This is a genomic window from Wenyingzhuangia sp. 2_MG-2023 (assembly GCF_030548295.1).
In the GTDB taxonomy this organism is placed as follows: Bacteria; Bacteroidota; Bacteroidia; order Flavobacteriales; family Flavobacteriaceae; genus Wenyingzhuangia.
Genome location: NZ_JAUOSB010000001.1, coordinates 490,175 through 507,230, shown reverse-complemented (window position 1 = coordinate 507,230; position 17,056 = coordinate 490,175). Strand labels below are relative to the sequence as shown.

The following is a 17,056-nucleotide window of genomic DNA, read 5'->3' as shown; positions in this document are numbered from 1 at the left end:
GTGTTAGAGTGGCTTTTTTAATAATTTTGTTAGAAACAAAAAACAACTACTCTCACAATGAATACTGCACTTATTAAAAGAATCAATATAGCAATTGTCTCGGTTTATCTAATTTTTTTGGCTGGATCTGTTGTTAGAATGACAGGGTCTGGAATGGGATGTCCCGATTGGCCAAAATGTTTTGGGTATGTGGTGCCTCCAACTTCGGAAGATCAATTGACCTGGAAACCTAATACGGTTTATGAAAAAGGAGTTATTATTATTCATGATGAAGCTTTGTTTGTTGCAGATGAAACTATTGAAACAACTCAAGAGTTTAATCAATCTAATTGGTCTGCGTACACCAAGCATGAATATGCAGAATTTAATGTATATCATACGTGGACAGAGTATGTAAATAGATTGAGTTCGGTGCTTGCGGGTTTTGTGTTTTTGGTTCTATTGTGGAAAGTAACGTTTGATAAAAATAAAATTAGAGGAGTTGCTCCGTTGGTGTATTTTGCCTTTTTAGGAATGTTGTTTGAGGCTTGGTTGGGTAAAATTGTAGTAGATAGCTTTTTAACGCCTTATATCATAACAATTCATATGATTGGTGGTTTGCTAATAATTGGGTTGTTGTTAAGAGCTAAATTTTTGGCAAGCACCAAAGGATTGCTTTATTCCTACAAAAATCATAAAACGTTTCGTGCTCTGTTGTTTGCAGCATTGACGATGATTACAATCCAAATAATATTAGGTACTCAAGTTAGGCAATTTGTAGATGAACAAGTAAAGTTGTATGGTTTTGAGCAAAAGAAATTCAGTTTATTAGACCCTAATTTTAATTTTTACTTCCATAGATCTTTTACTATAGTAATTGTATTGATAGGTGCTTTTTTGTTTTGGCTGAATCAAAAATACAATCTTGGATTTAAGCAAGTAAAATGGATTGTAGGTTTGTTGTTTTTTGAAGCTTTTACTGGAGTTTTGATGTATTATGTAAGCTTCCCTTTTGGAACACAAGCAGTTCACTTGTTGTCAGGAGCATTGTTGTTTGGGTTGTTATTATATATGGTATTTGTGTCTAATAGATTGAGTAGATTCAAATCTTAGTTTTCCCATTCTAACGTTTCTATCAAGTGTTTGATGTCTTTTTTTACAAAAGAAATGGCAGGAAGAATAGAGTCGTAGTTTGGACTCACATCAAAATACAAAGAACCGCTGATGAAGTTTTTGACAGAATCAGTTACTTGAAATTGAATAGGAGAAGCTGCATCTCCAGAAATTTCAAAAATACGAGCATATATTTTCTTATCGTAGTTTTCAAAAGGAAGCACTTCAATGTGTTCAGCTTTTAAAGTATGTTTGTATGTTAATTTTTCTGCATCAGCTATCAGTTGATAGATGTTTTTATCTACATTTTGATACGTTAGATTGATGTCTGCCTTTAATTTAGGATAATGTATGTTTGCCCAATTTGATTTTTCAACAGTAAAAACAGCTTGATTTGAAATTTCAAAGTTATAGGGAGTTGTTGTGTTTAAGACTTTGTAATTAGGTTTTTGATAAGATAAACTTAGGTAAGCATTTGGTTTTGGAACAACATCATTTTCACAACTAATAAAGCCCAATAGGATTGGAATAATATAAAAAAATCTCATGAAAATGTGGTTTTACTTGATGGCTACTTTTATCTGTTTGATTCTTTTTTTCTCAAGAACTTCGATGGTGAAAGTTAAATTTTGATAATTTATTTTTTCAAATTTACGAGGAAATTTTCCTGATAATTCTAAAATCAATCCTGCTAAAGTTTCAGACTCTCCTTTGTCTTTTTCAAAATTTACCTCGTCCAAATCTAAAACTTTACAAAAGTCTTTCAAATTTATTTTACCATCAAAAACATAATTGTTTTCGTCTATTTTGGAATAAGATAGATCTTCTTCGTCAAACTCATTACTAATGTCTCCAACAATTTCTTCAATCACATCTTCTAAAGTTACCAGTCCGCTAGTTCCACCGTATTCATCTACAACTATGGCCAAATGATTTTTTCGTTCTTGAAAATCAATTAACAAATCGTCTAGTTTTTTGTTTTCGGGAATAAAGTAAGGTTCTCGGATAAGTGTGAGCCAATTAAAATTTTCTTTGTTTAGGTGAGGAAGCAAATCTTTGGTGTATAAAACGCCTATAATTTCATCAATATTGTTGTTGTAAACAGGGTTTCTAGAATATCCGTTTTGGGCAATATTCGTTAATACTTCGCTAAAAGAAGTGTCTTTAGAAATAGCACAAATATCCATTCTAGGGTTCATGATTTGAACCGTTTCAGTGTTTCCAAAATTTACAATTCCTTCTAAAATGTTTTTTTGTTCTTCGGTAGTGCCTTCTTCGGAAGTAAGTTCTAAGGCTTGAGATAAATCGTCTACGGAAAAATTACTTTTACTATTTCGCAAATGTCTCTCTATAAAATTGGACAAAGCCGTTAAAGGGCCGCTTACAAATACAAATATTTTACTTAAAAAAACCAGTACAGGGCTCATCAATAATGCAAAAGATTTGGCATTTCTATTGGCATAAACTTTTGGTAATACTTCACCAAAAATTAAAATGATAAAGGTGATGAGTATTACTTCTATAAAAAAACGAACATTGAGTGTGAAAAAAACTAAATCTATGTTGTAGGTTAAGTTTACAAAAAACACATCTCCTAAATTGGCAAACAATAATACTATTAAAATGTTGATAGCATTGTTGGCAACTAATATATTGGCTAATAAGTTTTTTGGTTTGTCTAAAAGGCTTACTGCTTTTTTAGAATTTGGAGAATCGAGTGATTTAATTTCGTCCAATTCTTTTGGGGTGAGCGAGAAAAAAGCAACTTCAGAACCAGAAATGAGAGCAGAGGATATTAATAGTCCTAGTGTGATGAGACAATTGATAATAGTGTCTATTGGAAACGCAGTATCGTATATGGGCTCAGGCAATGTTTTGTGGATTAAAAGGGTAAATCATCAATAATTCCTTCTGAACTAGGTTTTTCTAGCTTAGAATCTTTGTTTTCGCTCTTTGGAGATAAAAAATTCATTTCTTGAATGTGAATTTCGGTAGTGTATTTTTTTACACCTTCTTGTTCCCATTCACGAGTTTTTATTTTGCCTTCGCAATATACTTTATCTCCTTTGTTTAAATATTGCTCACAGATTTCTGCAAGTTTGTTTCTTACAACAATGTTGTGCCATTCTGTGGTTGTGGTTTTTTCTCCAGTACTTTTATTCGTGTAAGTTTCGTTAGTAGCAAGCGGAAATCTGGCTACAGCAGAACCATCGTCAAAATAATGAATTTTAACGTTGTCTCCTAAATGACCTATAAGCATTACTTTGTTTAAAGTACTAGTCATGAATACATAGTTTATGAAAGTTCAAAAATAACGAAAAATTATTTGGTTTGGTACATCTCTAAGAATTTGTGTATCAGTTTTGAAATGGCATATTTTTCTATGTTTTTCCACTGTATTAAAGACTTGGATGTTATTTTATCAGTTTTTAAAATCCAAAATTTAGTATATAAATGTTGATGACTCAACTTGTGTACCCAAGATTCTGGATTAAAAAGTGTTAAATGATCTTCAGGTTTTTGATAATTGTTAAAGAAATCATCTTTAGTTAAAGTTTTTTCATCAATAATTTCTGAAGATTCTATCAACGGAAATTGATACAAGTTTTTCCAAATTCCGTTAGTGGTTCTTTTTTCTAAAATAGTGTGTTGACCATCATCTAAAACAATAAAATTAAAATATCTTTTTTTGACAGTGATTTTTTTCTCTTTAACGGGTAATACATCAATTGTGTTTTTTGATTTTGCCAAACATCTATTTTGTAAAGGACAAACTTCGCACAACGGATTTTGAGGTTTGCAAACCATAGATCCAAAATCCATAAGCGCTTGATTGTATTCCCTAGGATTTGCATTTTGGATGAGTTCTTGAGCCAATTCCTTAAAATATTTGATTCCTTTAGAAGAGTTTATTGGAATGTCAATATTAAAGTAACGAGACAAAACTCGGTATACATTTCCGTCTACCACAGCAGCTTTTTCGTTATAACAAATAGAAGCGATTGCAGAAGCAGTATAATCACCTACTCCTTTTAGTTTTAATAACTCCTTGTAGGTTTTAGGGAATTGACCGTTTAATTCTTCACAAATGTATTTTGCAGAAAAATGGAGGTTTCTGGCTCTTGAGTAATAGCCGAGTCCTTGCCAGTCTTTTAACACTTGATCTTCGTGCGCATTGGCAAGATCTTGCACGGTTGGATAGTGGCTAATAAATGTGTTATAATAGGTTAATCCCTGCTGAATTCTAGTTTGCTGTAAGATGATTTCTGAAATCCAAATAAAGTATGGGTTTGACGATTTTCGCCAAGGTAAATCTCTTTTGTTGTTTAAATACCACGTTTCCAGTATGTTATTAAATTCCATATATTTGTATCTAGGAATGCAAACTTACAGAAAGTTCTGTTAAAATTTGATGGGTAATGTTTTTAGTATTAATTAATTATCATATATTTGCATCCTCAATTTTTTTCTAGAAATAACATAAAATTTAATAAGAAATGACGAAAGCAGATTTAGTTACAACCATTGCAGATAAATCAGGAATTGAAAAAGCTGATGTTTTGGCAACTGTTGAGGCGTTTATGGATGAAGTGAAAAGTGCTTTGGAAAAAGGTGACAATGTTTACTTAAGAGGTTTTGGAAGTTTTGTAATTAAAACTAGAGCTGAAAAAACAGGAAGAAACATTTCTAAAAACACCACTATCAAAATTCCTGCTCATAATATACCAGCATTTAAACCTGCTAAAACATTTACTGAAGGTGTTAAAGCTAAGGTAGAAGTAAAGTAAAAAAGACAAGAAAATAAATAGATTATTAACTATCTCTATCTATTAAAAGTAGAGACTTTAAAATTATAAATTATGCCAAGCGGTAAAAAAAGAAAAAGAGCTAAGATCTCTACTCACAAACGTAAAAAAAGATCAAGAGCTAACAGACATAAGAAAAAGTAAGTTTTAAACTTACTTTTTCTTGTTTTTTATGGTTTTGTAAAACCATAACACGTTCATTGACATTAAGACTCGCGTCTTAATTATCAATACACTTATTTTTAATCGTGTTACACAAGTAGCATTTAAAACAAATCAGGATGAAATTAGAATTAATTATTCGTTCAAATTCTTCTGATATTGATTTTGCATTGCTTAGAGATGGTAGATTAATTGAGTTAAATAATGAATCTAATGATAATAAAATATCAGTAGGTGATATATTTTTAGCCAAAGCAGGAAAAGTATTAAAAGGTTTAAACGCCTCTTTTGTTGATGTTGGTTATGCCAAAGATGGTTTTTTACATTACCATGATTTGGGAGCTCAAGTTCAATCTCTAAACAGTTTTTTAAAGAAAGTAAGTACAGGTAATTATAAAGATTTTACGCTTAACAAGTTTCAATTTGAAAAAGATATTGACAAAGGAGGTACAATTGACAAGGTGTTAAAACCAAAGCAAAATATTCTCGTTCAAATTGTAAAAGAACCGATATCAACCAAAGGACCACGAATTAGTTCTGAGTTGTCCATAGCTGGGAGATATCTAGTATTAGTGCCCTTTTCAAACAGAGTTTCTGTTTCCCAAAAGATTGAAGATCCTAAGGAAAAAGAAAGACTTAAGAAATTGGCAAAAAGTATCAAACCGAAAGGGTTTGGGCTAATTCTGCGCACAGTAGCAAAAGACAAAAAAGTTGCAGAATTAGACAAAGATTTACAAAATTCACTACAACGCTGGGTAGAAATGTGTGAACGTATTCCAAATACAAATACACCTACAAAAGTTTTGAGTGAGTTGAATAGAGCATCTTCTATACTAAGAGATGTTTTAAATGATTCTTTTACGAATATAGTTGTTGATGATGATCAATTGGCTAATGAAATCAGAGATTATATTGAAGAAATTGATCCTGAGAAAGTTGGAATTGTAAAAGACTACGATGGGAATATTCCTATATTTGAAAAATACGGTATCGAAAGACAAATAAAAGCTTCTTTTGGAGAAACAGTCTCCATGAGTAAAGGGGCATATTTGGTGATAGAACACACAGAAGCGTTACACGTAATTGATGTAAATAGTGGAAATAGATCTAACAAAGCCAATACACAACAAGACACAGCGCTTGAAGTGAATCTAATAGCAGCAACTGAGATTGCACGTCAGTTGCGATTAAGAGATATGGGTGGTATTATTGTGATTGATTTTATTGACATGAATAGCAATGAAAACAGACAACAACTTTACGAACACCTTAAAAATGAAATGGCAACAGACAGAACCAAACACAAAATTTTACCTCCAAGTAAGTTTGGTTTAGTGCAAATTACTCGTCAACGTGTCCGTCCGGAAACGAATATAAAAACGAGAGAACCCAATCCAAATCAAAGTGGAGAGGTAGAAGCACCTATCGTGCTGATTAGTAAGATTGATTTTGAACTAAGAAAAATCTTATCTAATGACAATAAGCGTCAAGAAAAAATCTTTTTACATGTACATCCTTTTGTGGCTGCTTACTTAAACAGAAAACTATATTCTCAACAGAGAAAATGGTTTGCGGAACACAAAAAATGGATAAAAATAATACCTAGAGATGCTTATATGTATCTACAATATAAGTTTTCTTTTAAAAAGTAAAATCATATCAATTAAGCTTTATCAGTTCACACTGGTAAAGCTTTTTTTATGTTTGTAATTCTGAGCAATCTTCCTTCTTTTTTTCAATAAAAACCTTGTTAATTTGTTCAAGGTTAAGTCACCACCAACATATAAGAAAATGGCTCCAAGTGGTGGATTAACGGTGTGAAATATACCTTGGTCTGAATGCCATTTCCATACTTCTAAATAGGTTCCTATCAGTTCTAAATAAAGGACTAGTAGACCCATAACAAGATAAAAGGGCAAGAAATTTTTTCGTTTTAAGGCAAAGAAAAATAAGACTCCGAGAAGTAAACTTAAAGTGTCTTTTAGAATGAAAATCACAAAAGGGAATGCTATTATATAAAACCAACCCACTATTTTTTTTACGTTTTCAGTGTTTTTTGGAGTTACATATTTTTGAGTTAAAAGCCATCCTAAGGTATATACACCAGCGTGTCCAAAAGGAACATAGAAAGGAATTGTTCCGTCTCTATAGTCGTACATGTCAAACAAATCGCTAAAAAGATATTCTCCAAACCAAGAAAGAGGAATCATTATAAACATAAGAATTTTCAGTCTCAAAGGAGCTGTCCAAAGTAAAAAGGCAGCTATACAAAGAACAATAATCGTGGTGATTGTTTTTCCATCAAAAAATTGTTGGTCAAAATATACGGAATCAAAAAAGAGAAAAGGAGTCCAGAGAAGAATTAAGAATAGTGAAAAATGTGTTCTTTTGTTAAATTCGATAAGATTCATAATTCCTTTGTATGTTTAAAACCAAAAACCAGCACTAATATATACGGTTTTGTATCGGTTTTCTGGAGACCAAGCATAATTTATTTCAAACGGTCCTAAAATAGTGTCGCTCCCCAATCCAATAGCGTATCCTGTTTTTGCATTCTTAAAAAAGGATTCAGTTCTCATCAAATCAAGAATGTTGTTGGAAACAATGGCATAGTTGGTTGTAAAGTTGATGTAGTTTTTTTTGTAATAGCGATATCGTAAAGTTCCCAAAGTTTTTAGAAAGGAATTTCCTTCTAGCTCAGAAAATTTGTAGCCATAAAAAGGAATAAAGTTGTTGATAAAACTCTTACCATAACCTCCTAAAGCATAGTTAAAATTAGGCAAAGTACCTTCTGTAAAACTAAGAGCACCATCCCCTTGTCCAAAAAAGGATAACCTATTTGATAAAGTCCAAATACCTTCCATAGTAAGTCTTACTTGTGAGAAAGGTGTAAAATTTTTACCAAAGTCTGTAGACGTTAAAAAAGATCTCCAAGTGGCATTTACCAAGACTCCTTTGTTGGGAAAACTTTTTTTATCATAAGTATCTGCTTCAAGTTTTCCAAGAATAGTTAGGTAATGACTATCGTCAAAAAAAGCTCTAACATCATCTTCGGTAGAAGAAAAATTATTGGTGAAAGAGCGTATGTGTTTGTGTTCCATTCCTATTGAAATGGCATATTTGTTTAGGTAATTGGCTTGCGTATAGATGTAATTGGTAAAATCTTCGTATTCAAAATTGATTTGATTCACATCACTAAAGTCAAATCCATATCTATTAGTAATATTGTTGCTGTTTACAACAGTTTCAAATTGATTGAATCTAGAATGGAGTCCATAACTTAAAAAGTTTCCATTGTCTATAAAATAGTTGATGTCATATCTTACATTGTCACCATAAGCTAGATCAATGGAAATCATGTCGTTTTGAATCAAAAGGTGTTTGTGAGTGTAATTTACGAGACCAGCTAATTTGTAGAGCGGATCGTAATGAGCTCCTAATTTCAAAAATTTATATTCAGGATTTTCGGTAAGCTGAATTTTTAAATCTACAACAGAATCTTTTTCTAGAAAAGAATAAAAAATACTACTAAAATTGTTTGTTGTTGTTGCGTAATTGATGTTCTTATTGAACTCTTGGAGAGATATTTTTTGCCCTTTTTTAAAGTTTAATTTACCTCTAATATAACGTCTGGTATAGTTTTTAGCTCCTGTAATTTCGTAGCTGTTTACAATATGTTTTTTGGTGTCTAAAATTAATTTTTTCTTTTCTTTTTGTAGAGGTTGTTCTTGTGCTAATTTTTTCAATTGAGGAATGTACGATTTTGCTTTTTCGTAACCAGCATCTATAATTTGTCTTTTTTTATCAAAATCAATGATGCTAAATTCTCTAACATCTGGATGGAGATACAAATCAACATCTTGTTTTAAACTTGTAGAATCTTTACCATACAGTTGAAAGTTTACAATTTGATCGATAACTTTTACGGCGGAATCAAGATTTCTTTGTTTTTTCAAACTTCCTTGTACATCTATTCCAATAACATAATCTATGCCTTTGTCTCGCATTTCTTTGATGGGAAAGTTGTTAGAAATTCCACCATCTATAACAGTTACAGAGTCTATAACACTTGGAGCCAAAAGTGTGGGTAAAGAGGCACTAGATCTAACAGCTAAAGCAAGAGAACCAGAGTTTATTTCTACTTGTTTTCCTGTTTCTATATTGGTGGCAATACAAAAGAAAGGAATAGGCAGTTTTGAAAAATCGGTGATATGATCTACAGGATGGTACAGTTCACTTAATTTATTGTAAGTGCTTTGTCCTTTAGAAAGTGCAATAGGCAAACCAATTTTAAAATTTTTGATAGGTAGTTTTAGAATGTATTTTTCATTATTTTTTTTATCAAAAAAGGAATTGTATTTTCTGTCAATGTCATCAGTAAGCATTTTGGTAAAATCAATAGACATAATAATAGAGTCTATTTGTTTAGCGGAATATCCTGTTGCGTATAAAGCTGCCACAGCAGCTCCCATACTAGTACCAGCAATATAATCCAGTTCTAAACCAGCTTCTTCAATAGCTTTTAAAACACCAATATGTGCAAAGCCTTTGGCTGCTCCACCACTTAATACCAATCCTATTTTGGGTTTTATAGAGTCGTTTTTTTGTTCGCTTTTTTGACTGAAAACGAATGAGGAAAATAAACTTAATAGAATTAGAAAGTGTTTCAACATAATAGTACGAAAGTTACTCTTTTTTCAAGAAATAAGCTTGGACTTTTTTAGCTCTAGAAACGCCTAAAACACTGCTTAATTGTTCTAAATTGGCTTCTTTTATTCTTTTGACAGATTTAAAATATTGAAGTAAACTTTCGACACTTTGTTTCCCTATGCCAGGAATGGTTTCTAGTTCTGAATTTAAAGCCGTGTTGCTACGTCTATTTCTGTGATGTGTAATTCCAAATCTATGCGCTTCGTTTCTTAGTTGTTGTAATATTTTAAGCGTTTCCGATTTTTTATCTAAATACAAAGGAATAGGATCGTCTGGAAAAAATAACTCTTCTAGTCTTTTGGCAATACCAATAATGGCAATTTTGTTTCGTAATCCTAAAAGATCTAAGCTTTTTAAGGCTGATGACAATTGACCCTTTCCTCCATCAATTAATATCAATTGTGGTAGTGGCTGATCCTCTTCTAGTAAACGTTTGTAACGTCTGTGAACTGCTTCTTCCATAGAAGCAAAATCATCAGGCCCTACAACGGTTTGAATATTAAAATGTCTATAATCTTTTTTGCTAGGTTTTCCATCTTTAAAAACCACACAAGCAGCTACAGGATGTGTTCCTTGAATGTTTGAATTATCAAAACACTCTATATGTCTAGGCTCGGCACTCAAGCGTAAATCCTTTTTCATTTGAGCCATAATTCGTTTGGTATGTCGCTCTGGATCTACAATTTGTACTTGTTTAAATTGTTCTTGTCTGTAGTATTTTGCGTTGCGTAAAGAAAGTTCTACCACACGTAATTTATCTCCTTGTTTGGGAACAGTCACTTTTATATGTTCACCCACATTTACTTTAAACGGAACTAAAATTTCTGGACTAATAGAATTGAATCTCTCTCTTAATTCCACAATGGCTAGTTCTAATAGTTCTTTATCTGTTTCTTCTAGTTTTTTCTTGATTTCTATGGTGTGAGATTGAATGATAGATCCGTTAGAAATTTTAAAAAAGTTGATATATGCGGCAGCATCGTCAGATAAAATAGAAAATACATCAACATTGTTGATGGTAGGATTTACAATGGTAGATTTTGCCTGATAATTAGCAAGCAAATCCATTTTTTCTTTAATTTTTTGAGCTTCTTCAAATTCCATGTTGGCAGCAAATTCATGCATCATGTTATTAAAAGCTTTTATAGATTCTTTAAAATTCCCTTTAATAATGTTTTTAATGGCAGAAATTTGTGCGTTGTAAGCGTTTTCGGACTGCAAACCTTCGCAAGGACCTTTGCATTTTTTAATATGATAATCTAAACAAACCTTAAACTTTCCAGAGTTGATGTTTTCAGGACTCAAATCAAACATACAACTACGAATTTGATAAAGCTCCTTGATTAAATCTAACAAAGCATAAGCAGTTTTTACATTGGTGTAAGGACCAAAATATTCAGATCCGTCACGGATCATTCTTCGGGTAACAAAAATTCTAGGAAAACGTTCTTTTTTAATACAAATCCAAGGGTAAGATTTGTCGTCTTTTAATAATACGTTGTATTTGGGTTTGTATTTTTTAATTAGATTGTTTTCTAGTAAAAGCGCATCTGTTTCTGTAGCTACTACAATGTGTTTGATGTCTACAATTTTAGATACTAGAATTCGTGTTTTACCATCTTCGTGCTTTTTGGTAAAATAACTACTGACTCTTTTTTTTAGATTGATGGCTTTACCTACATAAATAATGGTTCCTTCCTTATCAAAGTATTGATATACTCCAGGGGTAGAAGGTAAAACGGCTATTTTAAGTTTTATATTGCTATTCACATGGTAAATTTAAACAATAATGTTGATTGAGTTTACTAAGATTGGGATGGATGCTTGGTAAAATATTTAGTTAGAAATTACAACAGCAAAAAATAAATAAATGAAAATATTGAACCTTTAGATTTTTTAAGTGTAGTAATATTGAACCATTAAATAAAAATATGAAAACATTAAAATTATTCATCTTCTTAACTATTTCTTTTTTAAGTTTTGAAAGCAATGCACAACAAGCCAAAGAAATATTAGGAATTGCTAACGAACAAAAAGGGCTACAATATTATAAAACTCAGAGTGAGCTGTGGAAAGAAAAATTGGCTAACAATCCAAAAGATAAAAAAGCTTGGGTTAATTATTACAAAGCTAAAAGGGCTGTTTATCAAAAAGAAGATTATAAGTTTTGGGTAGAGAATAGAGCAGAAGTATTTAGAAAATTAGATCCAATTTTAGAAAATTTACATAAAAACCTCCCCAATAGTTTTGAGTACTATTGGTTAAAATCAACAAACACAATAAATAAAAAAGAAGCTTTTAAGTTAGCCTCAAAAGCCTACAGTATTTCTCCCGAAAGAAAAGAGACATATGAAGAGTTGCTTATCTATTATATAACCAAATGGCAAACAGAAAAAGCAGCTGTAATTGCTAATAAAATTCTATCATCTAACCTTTATGCAAATGCTTTGTATCAATGGAATTTAAATTCTTTAAATGTTGCTAATCCGGAGTCTATTATAATTACTCATGGGGATTTAGATACCTTACCAAAATGGGTTTTGCAAACAGGTTCATCGATAAGAAACGATGTATTGATTATTAATGAATGGTTGATGGTGGATAGTGACGAATATAGAAAAGGAGTTTTTTTTAAGCTGAATATAAATCCGTTTTATAGATCTGTTTCAGGTTTCAAAGACAAAGAAGTTTATAAAAATAAATTACTGAGCTATATTATTGAGCAAGTAGGTAAAACTAGGGCGATTCATTTTGATTGTGGTACAGATATTAAATTATTTGAGGAATTACAGATTAAAGAAAAAATGTATTTAACAGGAGTTTCTTTTACTTATAGCGATGAGGTGATTGATAATTTAATACTTACAAAACATAATTTTGAAGAAGTGCTGTATTTAGATTATTTGTTTTCAGATTTTCAAAATCATCCACAATCAGACATGGTTAAAAAAACACTAAATATTAGCTATATTCCTGGTTTGATGAAATTAAAAAAGCATTATACAGCTACCAACAATCAAAAAATGATGAAGAAGTGCGATGCTTTAATAACTAAGATTTTGGATGATAGCGGACGTAAACAAGAGATTCTATCTTGGTATGAGTAAAAAGATTTCTAAACAGAAAGCAAAAGAGTTTGTGAGTTTTTCAGATGAAGAGCTCATGAAACTTTTTGCATTGGAAAATAACGAATTAGCATTTGAAGAAGTGTATAAAAGATATTTCAATCCGTTAACGAAATACATAGGTTGGATGGCTAAAGATATAGATTTGAGCAAGGATATTGTACAGGGGGTTTTTAGTAAATTATATAGCAATCCTAAATTGTATAATGCAGATGAAAATTTTAAAACATGGGTGTATGTTACGGCTAAAAACAAATTAAAAAATGAGTGGAGAAATGTTAAAAATAGAGATCGTATTTTAAGTGAATCACAATTTTTAGATCAAACAACTTCTTCTGTTACAACAGATGATTCTAAAATGCTGAAGGTAATTGAGGCCTTAAAACATTTGTCAGAGAGTCATAAAGATGTGTTTGTACTAAAGTATTCTTCTAATTTAAGCATTAAAGAAATTAGTGAAATATACAAATGTAGCGAAGGAACTGTAAAATCTAGATTGTTTTACGCGATGAAAAAGATAAAAGAAATCATGAATGTAAAAAATCAGTAGACTATTATGAAAGAAATAAATAATGAGAAGATTTTTGATTTACTAGCCATAAAATCTTACGAAGAACTGAATGATTTAGAAAGAGAAATGGTAGCTAAAGAATTAAGCAAACAAGAATATAATGACTTTAGAGATGTTGTTGAAGGTTTTAAAGAAAAAGATGATGAGATTGAGTTGATAACATCCAAAAATACATTTAAGGAAAAGACTTTGGGAAAAAGAAAATGGTGGAATTATAAAATACCTACTTATCAAGTAGCAGCTGTTTTGGTAATTGCTATTTTATCTACGTTTATGTTAACTAAAAAGAGTATACAATCCCCTTCGTATGCGGTAGAAACGAATGGTAAAACATTAGATACACTAATGATTTTAAAGAAAAGTATAACAATAGATAAAGAAGAGTATCCGTCGGCCTTTGTCATTCATTGGTAAGTTTTGCATTAGGAATTGCAGTGATATCTTTTTGTGTTTGATAAAATCAAATGACCCGATAGGGGAATGCTCAAGTTTGTATAATTACGGGTTGTTGATGGGTAATTGCCGTTTGTACATTGCAAATTGTCATTTGAAAAAGTATCTTTGCTCAAAATTTTTAAAAATGGCTTACAACTTTGTAGAAGAATTGAAATGGAGAGGAATGATGCATGACATCATGCCCGGAACTGAAGAACAATTAGCAGAAGAAGTAACTTCTGGATATATTGGTTTTGATCCAACGGCAGATTCTTTACATATTGGAAGTTTGATTCCGATTATTGTATTGATGCATTTTCAGAAAGCAGGACACAAACCCATTGCTTTAATTGGTGGTGCTACAGGAATGATTGGAGATCCATCGGGAAAATCGGCAGAACGTAATTTGTTAGATGAAGAAGCGTTGGCTAAAAATGTTGCTGGAGTAAAAGGTCAACTAGAGCGTTTTTTAGATTTTAATTCAGATGCAGAAAATGCTGCAGAATTGGTGAACAATTACGATTGGATGAAAGAATTTTCTTTGATTGATTTTGTTCGAGATATTGGAAAACACCTAACGGTCAACTACATGATGGCCAAAGAATCTGTAAAAAAGCGTATTACTGGTGATGATGGTGCAGATGGAATGAGTTTTACAGAGTTTACCTACCAATTGTTTCAAGGATACGATTTCTTGCATTTGTACGAAAACAAGAATTGTAAATTACAAATGGGAGGTTCTGACCAATGGGGAAACATTACTACAGGTACAGAATTGGTAAGACGTAAAGCACAAGGAAAAGCCTATGCCATGACTTGTCCGTTAATTACCAAAGCAGATGGAACTAAGTTTGGAAAATCTGAAGGAGGAAATATTTGGTTAGATAAAAATAGAACATCGGCATATAAGTTTTATCAATATTGGTTAAACACTTCTGATGAAGATGCAGAGAATTTTATTAAAAAGTTTACTTTTTTAACCAAAGAAGAAATAGAAACGTTAATTGCTGAGCATAACGAAGCTCCACATTTACGTCTGTTACAAAAAAGATTGGCAGAAGAGGTAACTGTAATGGTGCATTCTCAAGAAGATTTAGACAATGCGGTAAAAGCATCTAATATTTTATTTGGAAAATCTACTGCTGAGGATTTAAAATCTTTAGACGAACAAACTTTTTTAGACGTGTTTGAAGGAGTACCTCAAGCGGAAGTTAGTAAAGAAGATTTAACAGAAGGATTGGATATGATTGGTGCTTTGGCAGCAAAAACCAATTTCTTAAATTCTAATTCGGATGCAAGACGTGCGTTAAAAGAAAACGCTATTTCTGTGAATAAAGAAAAAGTAAAAGAAGATTATAAGGTTACAGAGGCTGATTTAATTGCAGGAGCTTATGTATTGTTACAAAGAGGAAAGAAAAATTATTACTTATTAAAAGTAGTTTCTTAAGTAGTTTTTTGAACCATATATAAAAAGCCTTTTGCAACAGCAAAAGGCTTTTTGTTTTTTGAATGTTTGACTTTTAGGGAAGTAAACCTTTCGTTGGTCGAATAAAATGAATGTTGAATGACACCTTTGTTATTTTTGACGGTGTACTTTAATCTAATTATTTAAAAAGACACCCCGATATGAAAAATGTTTTATTAGTACTATTTGCAGTTTTTAGCATTCAAATTTTTGCACAAGAGGAAATTACCACCCAAGAAATTAAAAGCCACATTCAGTTTTTGGTTTCTGATAAAAATGCTGGTAGAATTCCAGGAGGAAAAGAAAATAAAAGAGTGGTGAAGTACTTGATAAAAGAGTTTAAGAAAGTAGGCTTACAGTCTTTTACGAAGAAATACAAACAAGAATTTAATGCTGATCTTAAGGTAGATCAAGGAGAGAAGCCTAGTGTTAAAACGTGGAATTTAGTTGGGTTTATAGAAGGAAATGATCCGGAACTAAAAAACGAATACATTATTTTAGGAGCACATTACGACCATTTAGGATTAGGAGGACCTTCGGCAAAGTCTGATAAGAGAGGTGTCGTATACCATGGTGCTGATGACAATGCTAGTGGAGTTTCTGCTTTGTTAGAAATTGCAGAGAAATTATCTTATCATAAAAAAGAATTAAAACGCAGTGTACTTTTTATAGCGTTTGGTGCAGAAGAACAAGGTTTGTTAGGAAGTAAATATTTTGTAGAACACTCATTAGTGCCATTAAATCAAATAAAATTAATGATGAATATGGATATGGTGGGGAGGCTAAATGCCAAAAAACATGTGTATGTAAATGGAGCAGGGACTTTTCCAGGAGGAAAGGACTTTATGAAAGATTTAGGGAAATCTTTAGGATTGAATCCTATTGTTTTTAAAGGTTCTGTTGGAGGATCTGACCATGTGTCTTTTTACAAAAAAGATATTTCCGTAATGGGATTGCATACGGGTGGACATGAACAATATCACACTCCAGAAGATACCATTGATTTGTGAATATATTTATCAAACCATTTTTTCCAAAGCAACTTCTACTGAAAAAATGTACTTTATCAATCAGGATTAATTACAAAAAACCCTCTCTTGTCTTTGTAAATGCCTGAGAGGTTTTTGATATTTAACTAAAATAAACTATTTATAGGATGACCAATTTTGGTCTGCTTTTTCTTTTAATTTGTCTGGTCCTTCATCTGTCCATTTAGACAAGGTGTTGGTTCCCCAAGCATTGTAGAACAAGTATAATTTTCCGTCTCTAATTTCAAAAGTTTTTGGATTGATGTCATATTTTGTGTTGTTAGCACCAATAGCATAAGCACACCATCCTCCATATTGCGGAATATATTTCTTAGGATTCTTTTTAAAGGTTTCTAAATGGTGTTTGCTCACAAACTTAAATTTAGCACCATCATACGTAGTGGTGAATTCCTTTTTTCCTTCTTCGGCTTTGTTGTTAAAATAAGAAACTACGTCGTAACCTTCGGCTATATATCCTTTTTTTAGATTGTAATCTTTTTCTTGCCCGTAAAAAACGGTACTTATTAATAAGGTGAATAAAATGATAAGTTGTTTCATAATAGGCTTTTATAGAAATGTAGTCGAAAAGGAGATTGAAGAATTACAAAGAATAGCAATTTTAGTTTGCTTACAATGTTTGTGGGTTATTGTTTTCTATATTT

At 31.5% G+C, this 17,056-nt stretch carries 16 protein-coding genes; 8 read left to right on the top strand and 8 right to left on the bottom strand.

All coding sequences use genetic code 11. The annotated features are described in order from the left end of the window. Window positions 1–57: 57 nt before the first annotated feature. Window positions 58–1,092 (top strand): heme A synthase, encoded by a 1,035-nt coding sequence (locus Q4548_RS01980; protein WP_303450846.1) that lies wholly within the window; start codon window positions 58–60, stop codon window positions 1,090–1,092. On the opposite strand, the gene gldD is transcribed toward Q4548_RS01980, so the two are convergent. From gldD to mutY, 4 genes are read right to left on the bottom strand one after another with little or no spacing between them, the layout of a single operon-like run. Next, complete coding sequence (gene gldD / locus Q4548_RS01975) at window positions 1,089–1,640, bottom strand: gliding motility lipoprotein GldD (RefSeq protein ID WP_303450844.1); 552 nt, start codon at window positions 1,638–1,640, stop codon at window positions 1,089–1,091. The two genes, Q4548_RS01980 and gldD, sit on opposite strands and share 4 nt — an antisense overlap. 12 nt (window positions 1,641–1,652) lie before the next feature. Continuing rightward, window positions 1,653–2,963 (bottom strand): gliding motility-associated protein GldE, encoded by a 1,311-nt coding sequence (gene gldE, locus Q4548_RS01970; RefSeq protein ID WP_303450841.1) that lies wholly within the window; start codon window positions 2,961–2,963, stop codon window positions 1,653–1,655. An 11-nt stretch (window positions 2,964–2,974) separates the two neighbouring features. Beyond that, window positions 2,975–3,376 carry a single-stranded DNA-binding protein gene (locus Q4548_RS01965; RefSeq protein ID WP_303450839.1) on the bottom strand — a complete coding sequence of 134 codons (402 nt, stop codon included), beginning with the start codon at window positions 3,374–3,376 and terminating at the stop codon, window positions 2,975–2,977. Window positions 3,377–3,414: 38 nt separating this feature from the next. Then, on the bottom strand, window positions 3,415–4,455 hold the full coding sequence (gene mutY / locus Q4548_RS01960) for an A/G-specific adenine glycosylase (RefSeq protein ID WP_303450836.1): 1,041 nt from the start codon (window positions 4,453–4,455) through the stop codon (window positions 3,415–3,417). 134 nt (window positions 4,456–4,589) lie between these two features. Here mutY and Q4548_RS01955 point away from each other — a divergent pair, with 134 nt between their 5' ends. Next, window positions 4,590–4,880: an HU family DNA-binding protein gene (locus Q4548_RS01955; RefSeq protein WP_303450835.1), complete on the top strand. Its 291-nt coding sequence runs from the start codon at window positions 4,590–4,592 to the stop codon at window positions 4,878–4,880. A 299-nt stretch (window positions 4,881–5,179) separates the two neighbouring features. After that, entirely contained in the window at window positions 5,180–6,712 is a 1,533-nt protein-coding gene (locus Q4548_RS01950; protein ID WP_303450832.1) for a ribonuclease E/G, read from the top strand. A gap of 21 nt (window positions 6,713–6,733) precedes the next feature. Here Q4548_RS01950 and Q4548_RS01945 read toward each other — a convergent pair whose 3' ends face one another. From Q4548_RS01945 to uvrC, 3 genes are read right to left on the bottom strand one after another with little or no spacing between them, the layout of a single operon-like run. Beyond that, complete coding sequence (locus tag Q4548_RS01945) at window positions 6,734–7,471, bottom strand: hypothetical protein (protein ID WP_303450830.1); 738 nt, start codon at window positions 7,469–7,471, stop codon at window positions 6,734–6,736. Between the two features lie 15 nt (window positions 7,472–7,486). Next, window positions 7,487–9,733 (bottom strand): patatin-like phospholipase family protein, encoded by a 2,247-nt coding sequence (locus Q4548_RS01940; protein ID WP_303450828.1) that lies wholly within the window; start codon window positions 9,731–9,733, stop codon window positions 7,487–7,489. 13 nt (window positions 9,734–9,746) lie between these two features. Next, a complete protein-coding gene (gene uvrC / locus Q4548_RS01935; protein ID WP_303450825.1) occupies window positions 9,747–11,540 on the bottom strand; it encodes an excinuclease ABC subunit UvrC in 1,794 nt (597 codons plus the stop codon). A gap of 161 nt (window positions 11,541–11,701) precedes the next feature. Between uvrC and Q4548_RS01930 the strand changes: the two genes are divergently transcribed. From Q4548_RS01930 to Q4548_RS01910, 5 genes are all read left to right on the top strand, one after another. Continuing rightward, a complete protein-coding gene (locus Q4548_RS01930) occupies window positions 11,702–12,877 on the top strand; it encodes a hypothetical protein (RefSeq protein WP_303450822.1) in 1,176 nt (391 codons plus the stop codon). Next, window positions 12,870–13,445 (top strand): RNA polymerase sigma factor, encoded by a 576-nt coding sequence (locus Q4548_RS01925; protein ID WP_303450819.1) that lies wholly within the window; start codon window positions 12,870–12,872, stop codon window positions 13,443–13,445. Before Q4548_RS01930 ends, Q4548_RS01925 begins: the two co-directional genes overlap by 8 nt. Before the next feature lie 6 nt (window positions 13,446–13,451). Then, a complete protein-coding gene (locus tag Q4548_RS01920) occupies window positions 13,452–13,880 on the top strand; it encodes a hypothetical protein (protein WP_303450817.1) in 429 nt (142 codons plus the stop codon). Window positions 13,881–14,046: 166 nt separating this feature from the next. Next, window positions 14,047–15,348, top strand: a complete 1,302-nt coding sequence (tyrS, locus tag Q4548_RS01915) for a tyrosine--tRNA ligase (RefSeq protein ID WP_303450814.1) — start codon at window positions 14,047–14,049, stop codon at window positions 15,346–15,348. Between the two features lie 179 nt (window positions 15,349–15,527). Then, window positions 15,528–16,376 (top strand): M28 family metallopeptidase, encoded by an 849-nt coding sequence (locus Q4548_RS01910; protein WP_303450811.1) that lies wholly within the window; start codon window positions 15,528–15,530, stop codon window positions 16,374–16,376. 135 nt (window positions 16,377–16,511) lie between these two features. On the opposite strand, the gene Q4548_RS01905 is transcribed toward Q4548_RS01910, so the two are convergent. Then, a complete protein-coding gene (locus Q4548_RS01905) occupies window positions 16,512–16,952 on the bottom strand; it encodes a YHS domain-containing (seleno)protein (protein WP_303450808.1) in 441 nt (146 codons plus the stop codon). Between the last annotated feature and the right edge of the window lie 104 nt (window positions 16,953–17,056).

Coding starts and splice junctions, on each gene's coding strand:
- Q4548_RS01980 (WP_303450846.1), top strand. CDS start 58: ATGAATACTGCACTTATTAAAAGAATCAATATAGCAATTGTCTCGGTT.
- gldD (WP_303450844.1), bottom strand. CDS start 1,640: ATGAGATTTTTTTATATTATTCCAATCCTATTGGGCTTTATTAGTTGT.
- Q4548_RS01965 (WP_303450839.1), bottom strand. CDS start 3,376: ATGACTAGTACTTTAAACAAAGTAATGCTTATAGGTCATTTAGGAGAC.
- mutY (WP_303450836.1), bottom strand. CDS start 4,455: ATGGAATTTAATAACATACTGGAAACGTGGTATTTAAACAACAAAAGA.
- Q4548_RS01955 (WP_303450835.1), top strand. CDS start 4,590: ATGACGAAAGCAGATTTAGTTACAACCATTGCAGATAAATCAGGAATT.
- Q4548_RS01950 (WP_303450832.1), top strand. CDS start 5,180: ATGAAATTAGAATTAATTATTCGTTCAAATTCTTCTGATATTGATTTT.
- Q4548_RS01945 (WP_303450830.1), bottom strand. CDS start 7,471: ATGAATCTTATCGAATTTAACAAAAGAACACATTTTTCACTATTCTTA.
- Q4548_RS01940 (WP_303450828.1), bottom strand. CDS start 9,733: ATGTTGAAACACTTTCTAATTCTATTAAGTTTATTTTCCTCATTCGTT.
- Q4548_RS01930 (WP_303450822.1), top strand. CDS start 11,702: ATGAAAACATTAAAATTATTCATCTTCTTAACTATTTCTTTTTTAAGT.
- Q4548_RS01925 (WP_303450819.1), top strand. CDS start 12,870: ATGAGTAAAAAGATTTCTAAACAGAAAGCAAAAGAGTTTGTGAGTTTT.
- Q4548_RS01920 (WP_303450817.1), top strand. CDS start 13,452: ATGAAAGAAATAAATAATGAGAAGATTTTTGATTTACTAGCCATAAAA.
- tyrS (WP_303450814.1), top strand. CDS start 14,047: ATGGCTTACAACTTTGTAGAAGAATTGAAATGGAGAGGAATGATGCAT.
- Q4548_RS01910 (WP_303450811.1), top strand. CDS start 15,528: ATGAAAAATGTTTTATTAGTACTATTTGCAGTTTTTAGCATTCAAATT.
- Q4548_RS01905 (WP_303450808.1), bottom strand. CDS start 16,952: ATGAAACAACTTATCATTTTATTCACCTTATTAATAAGTACCGTTTTT.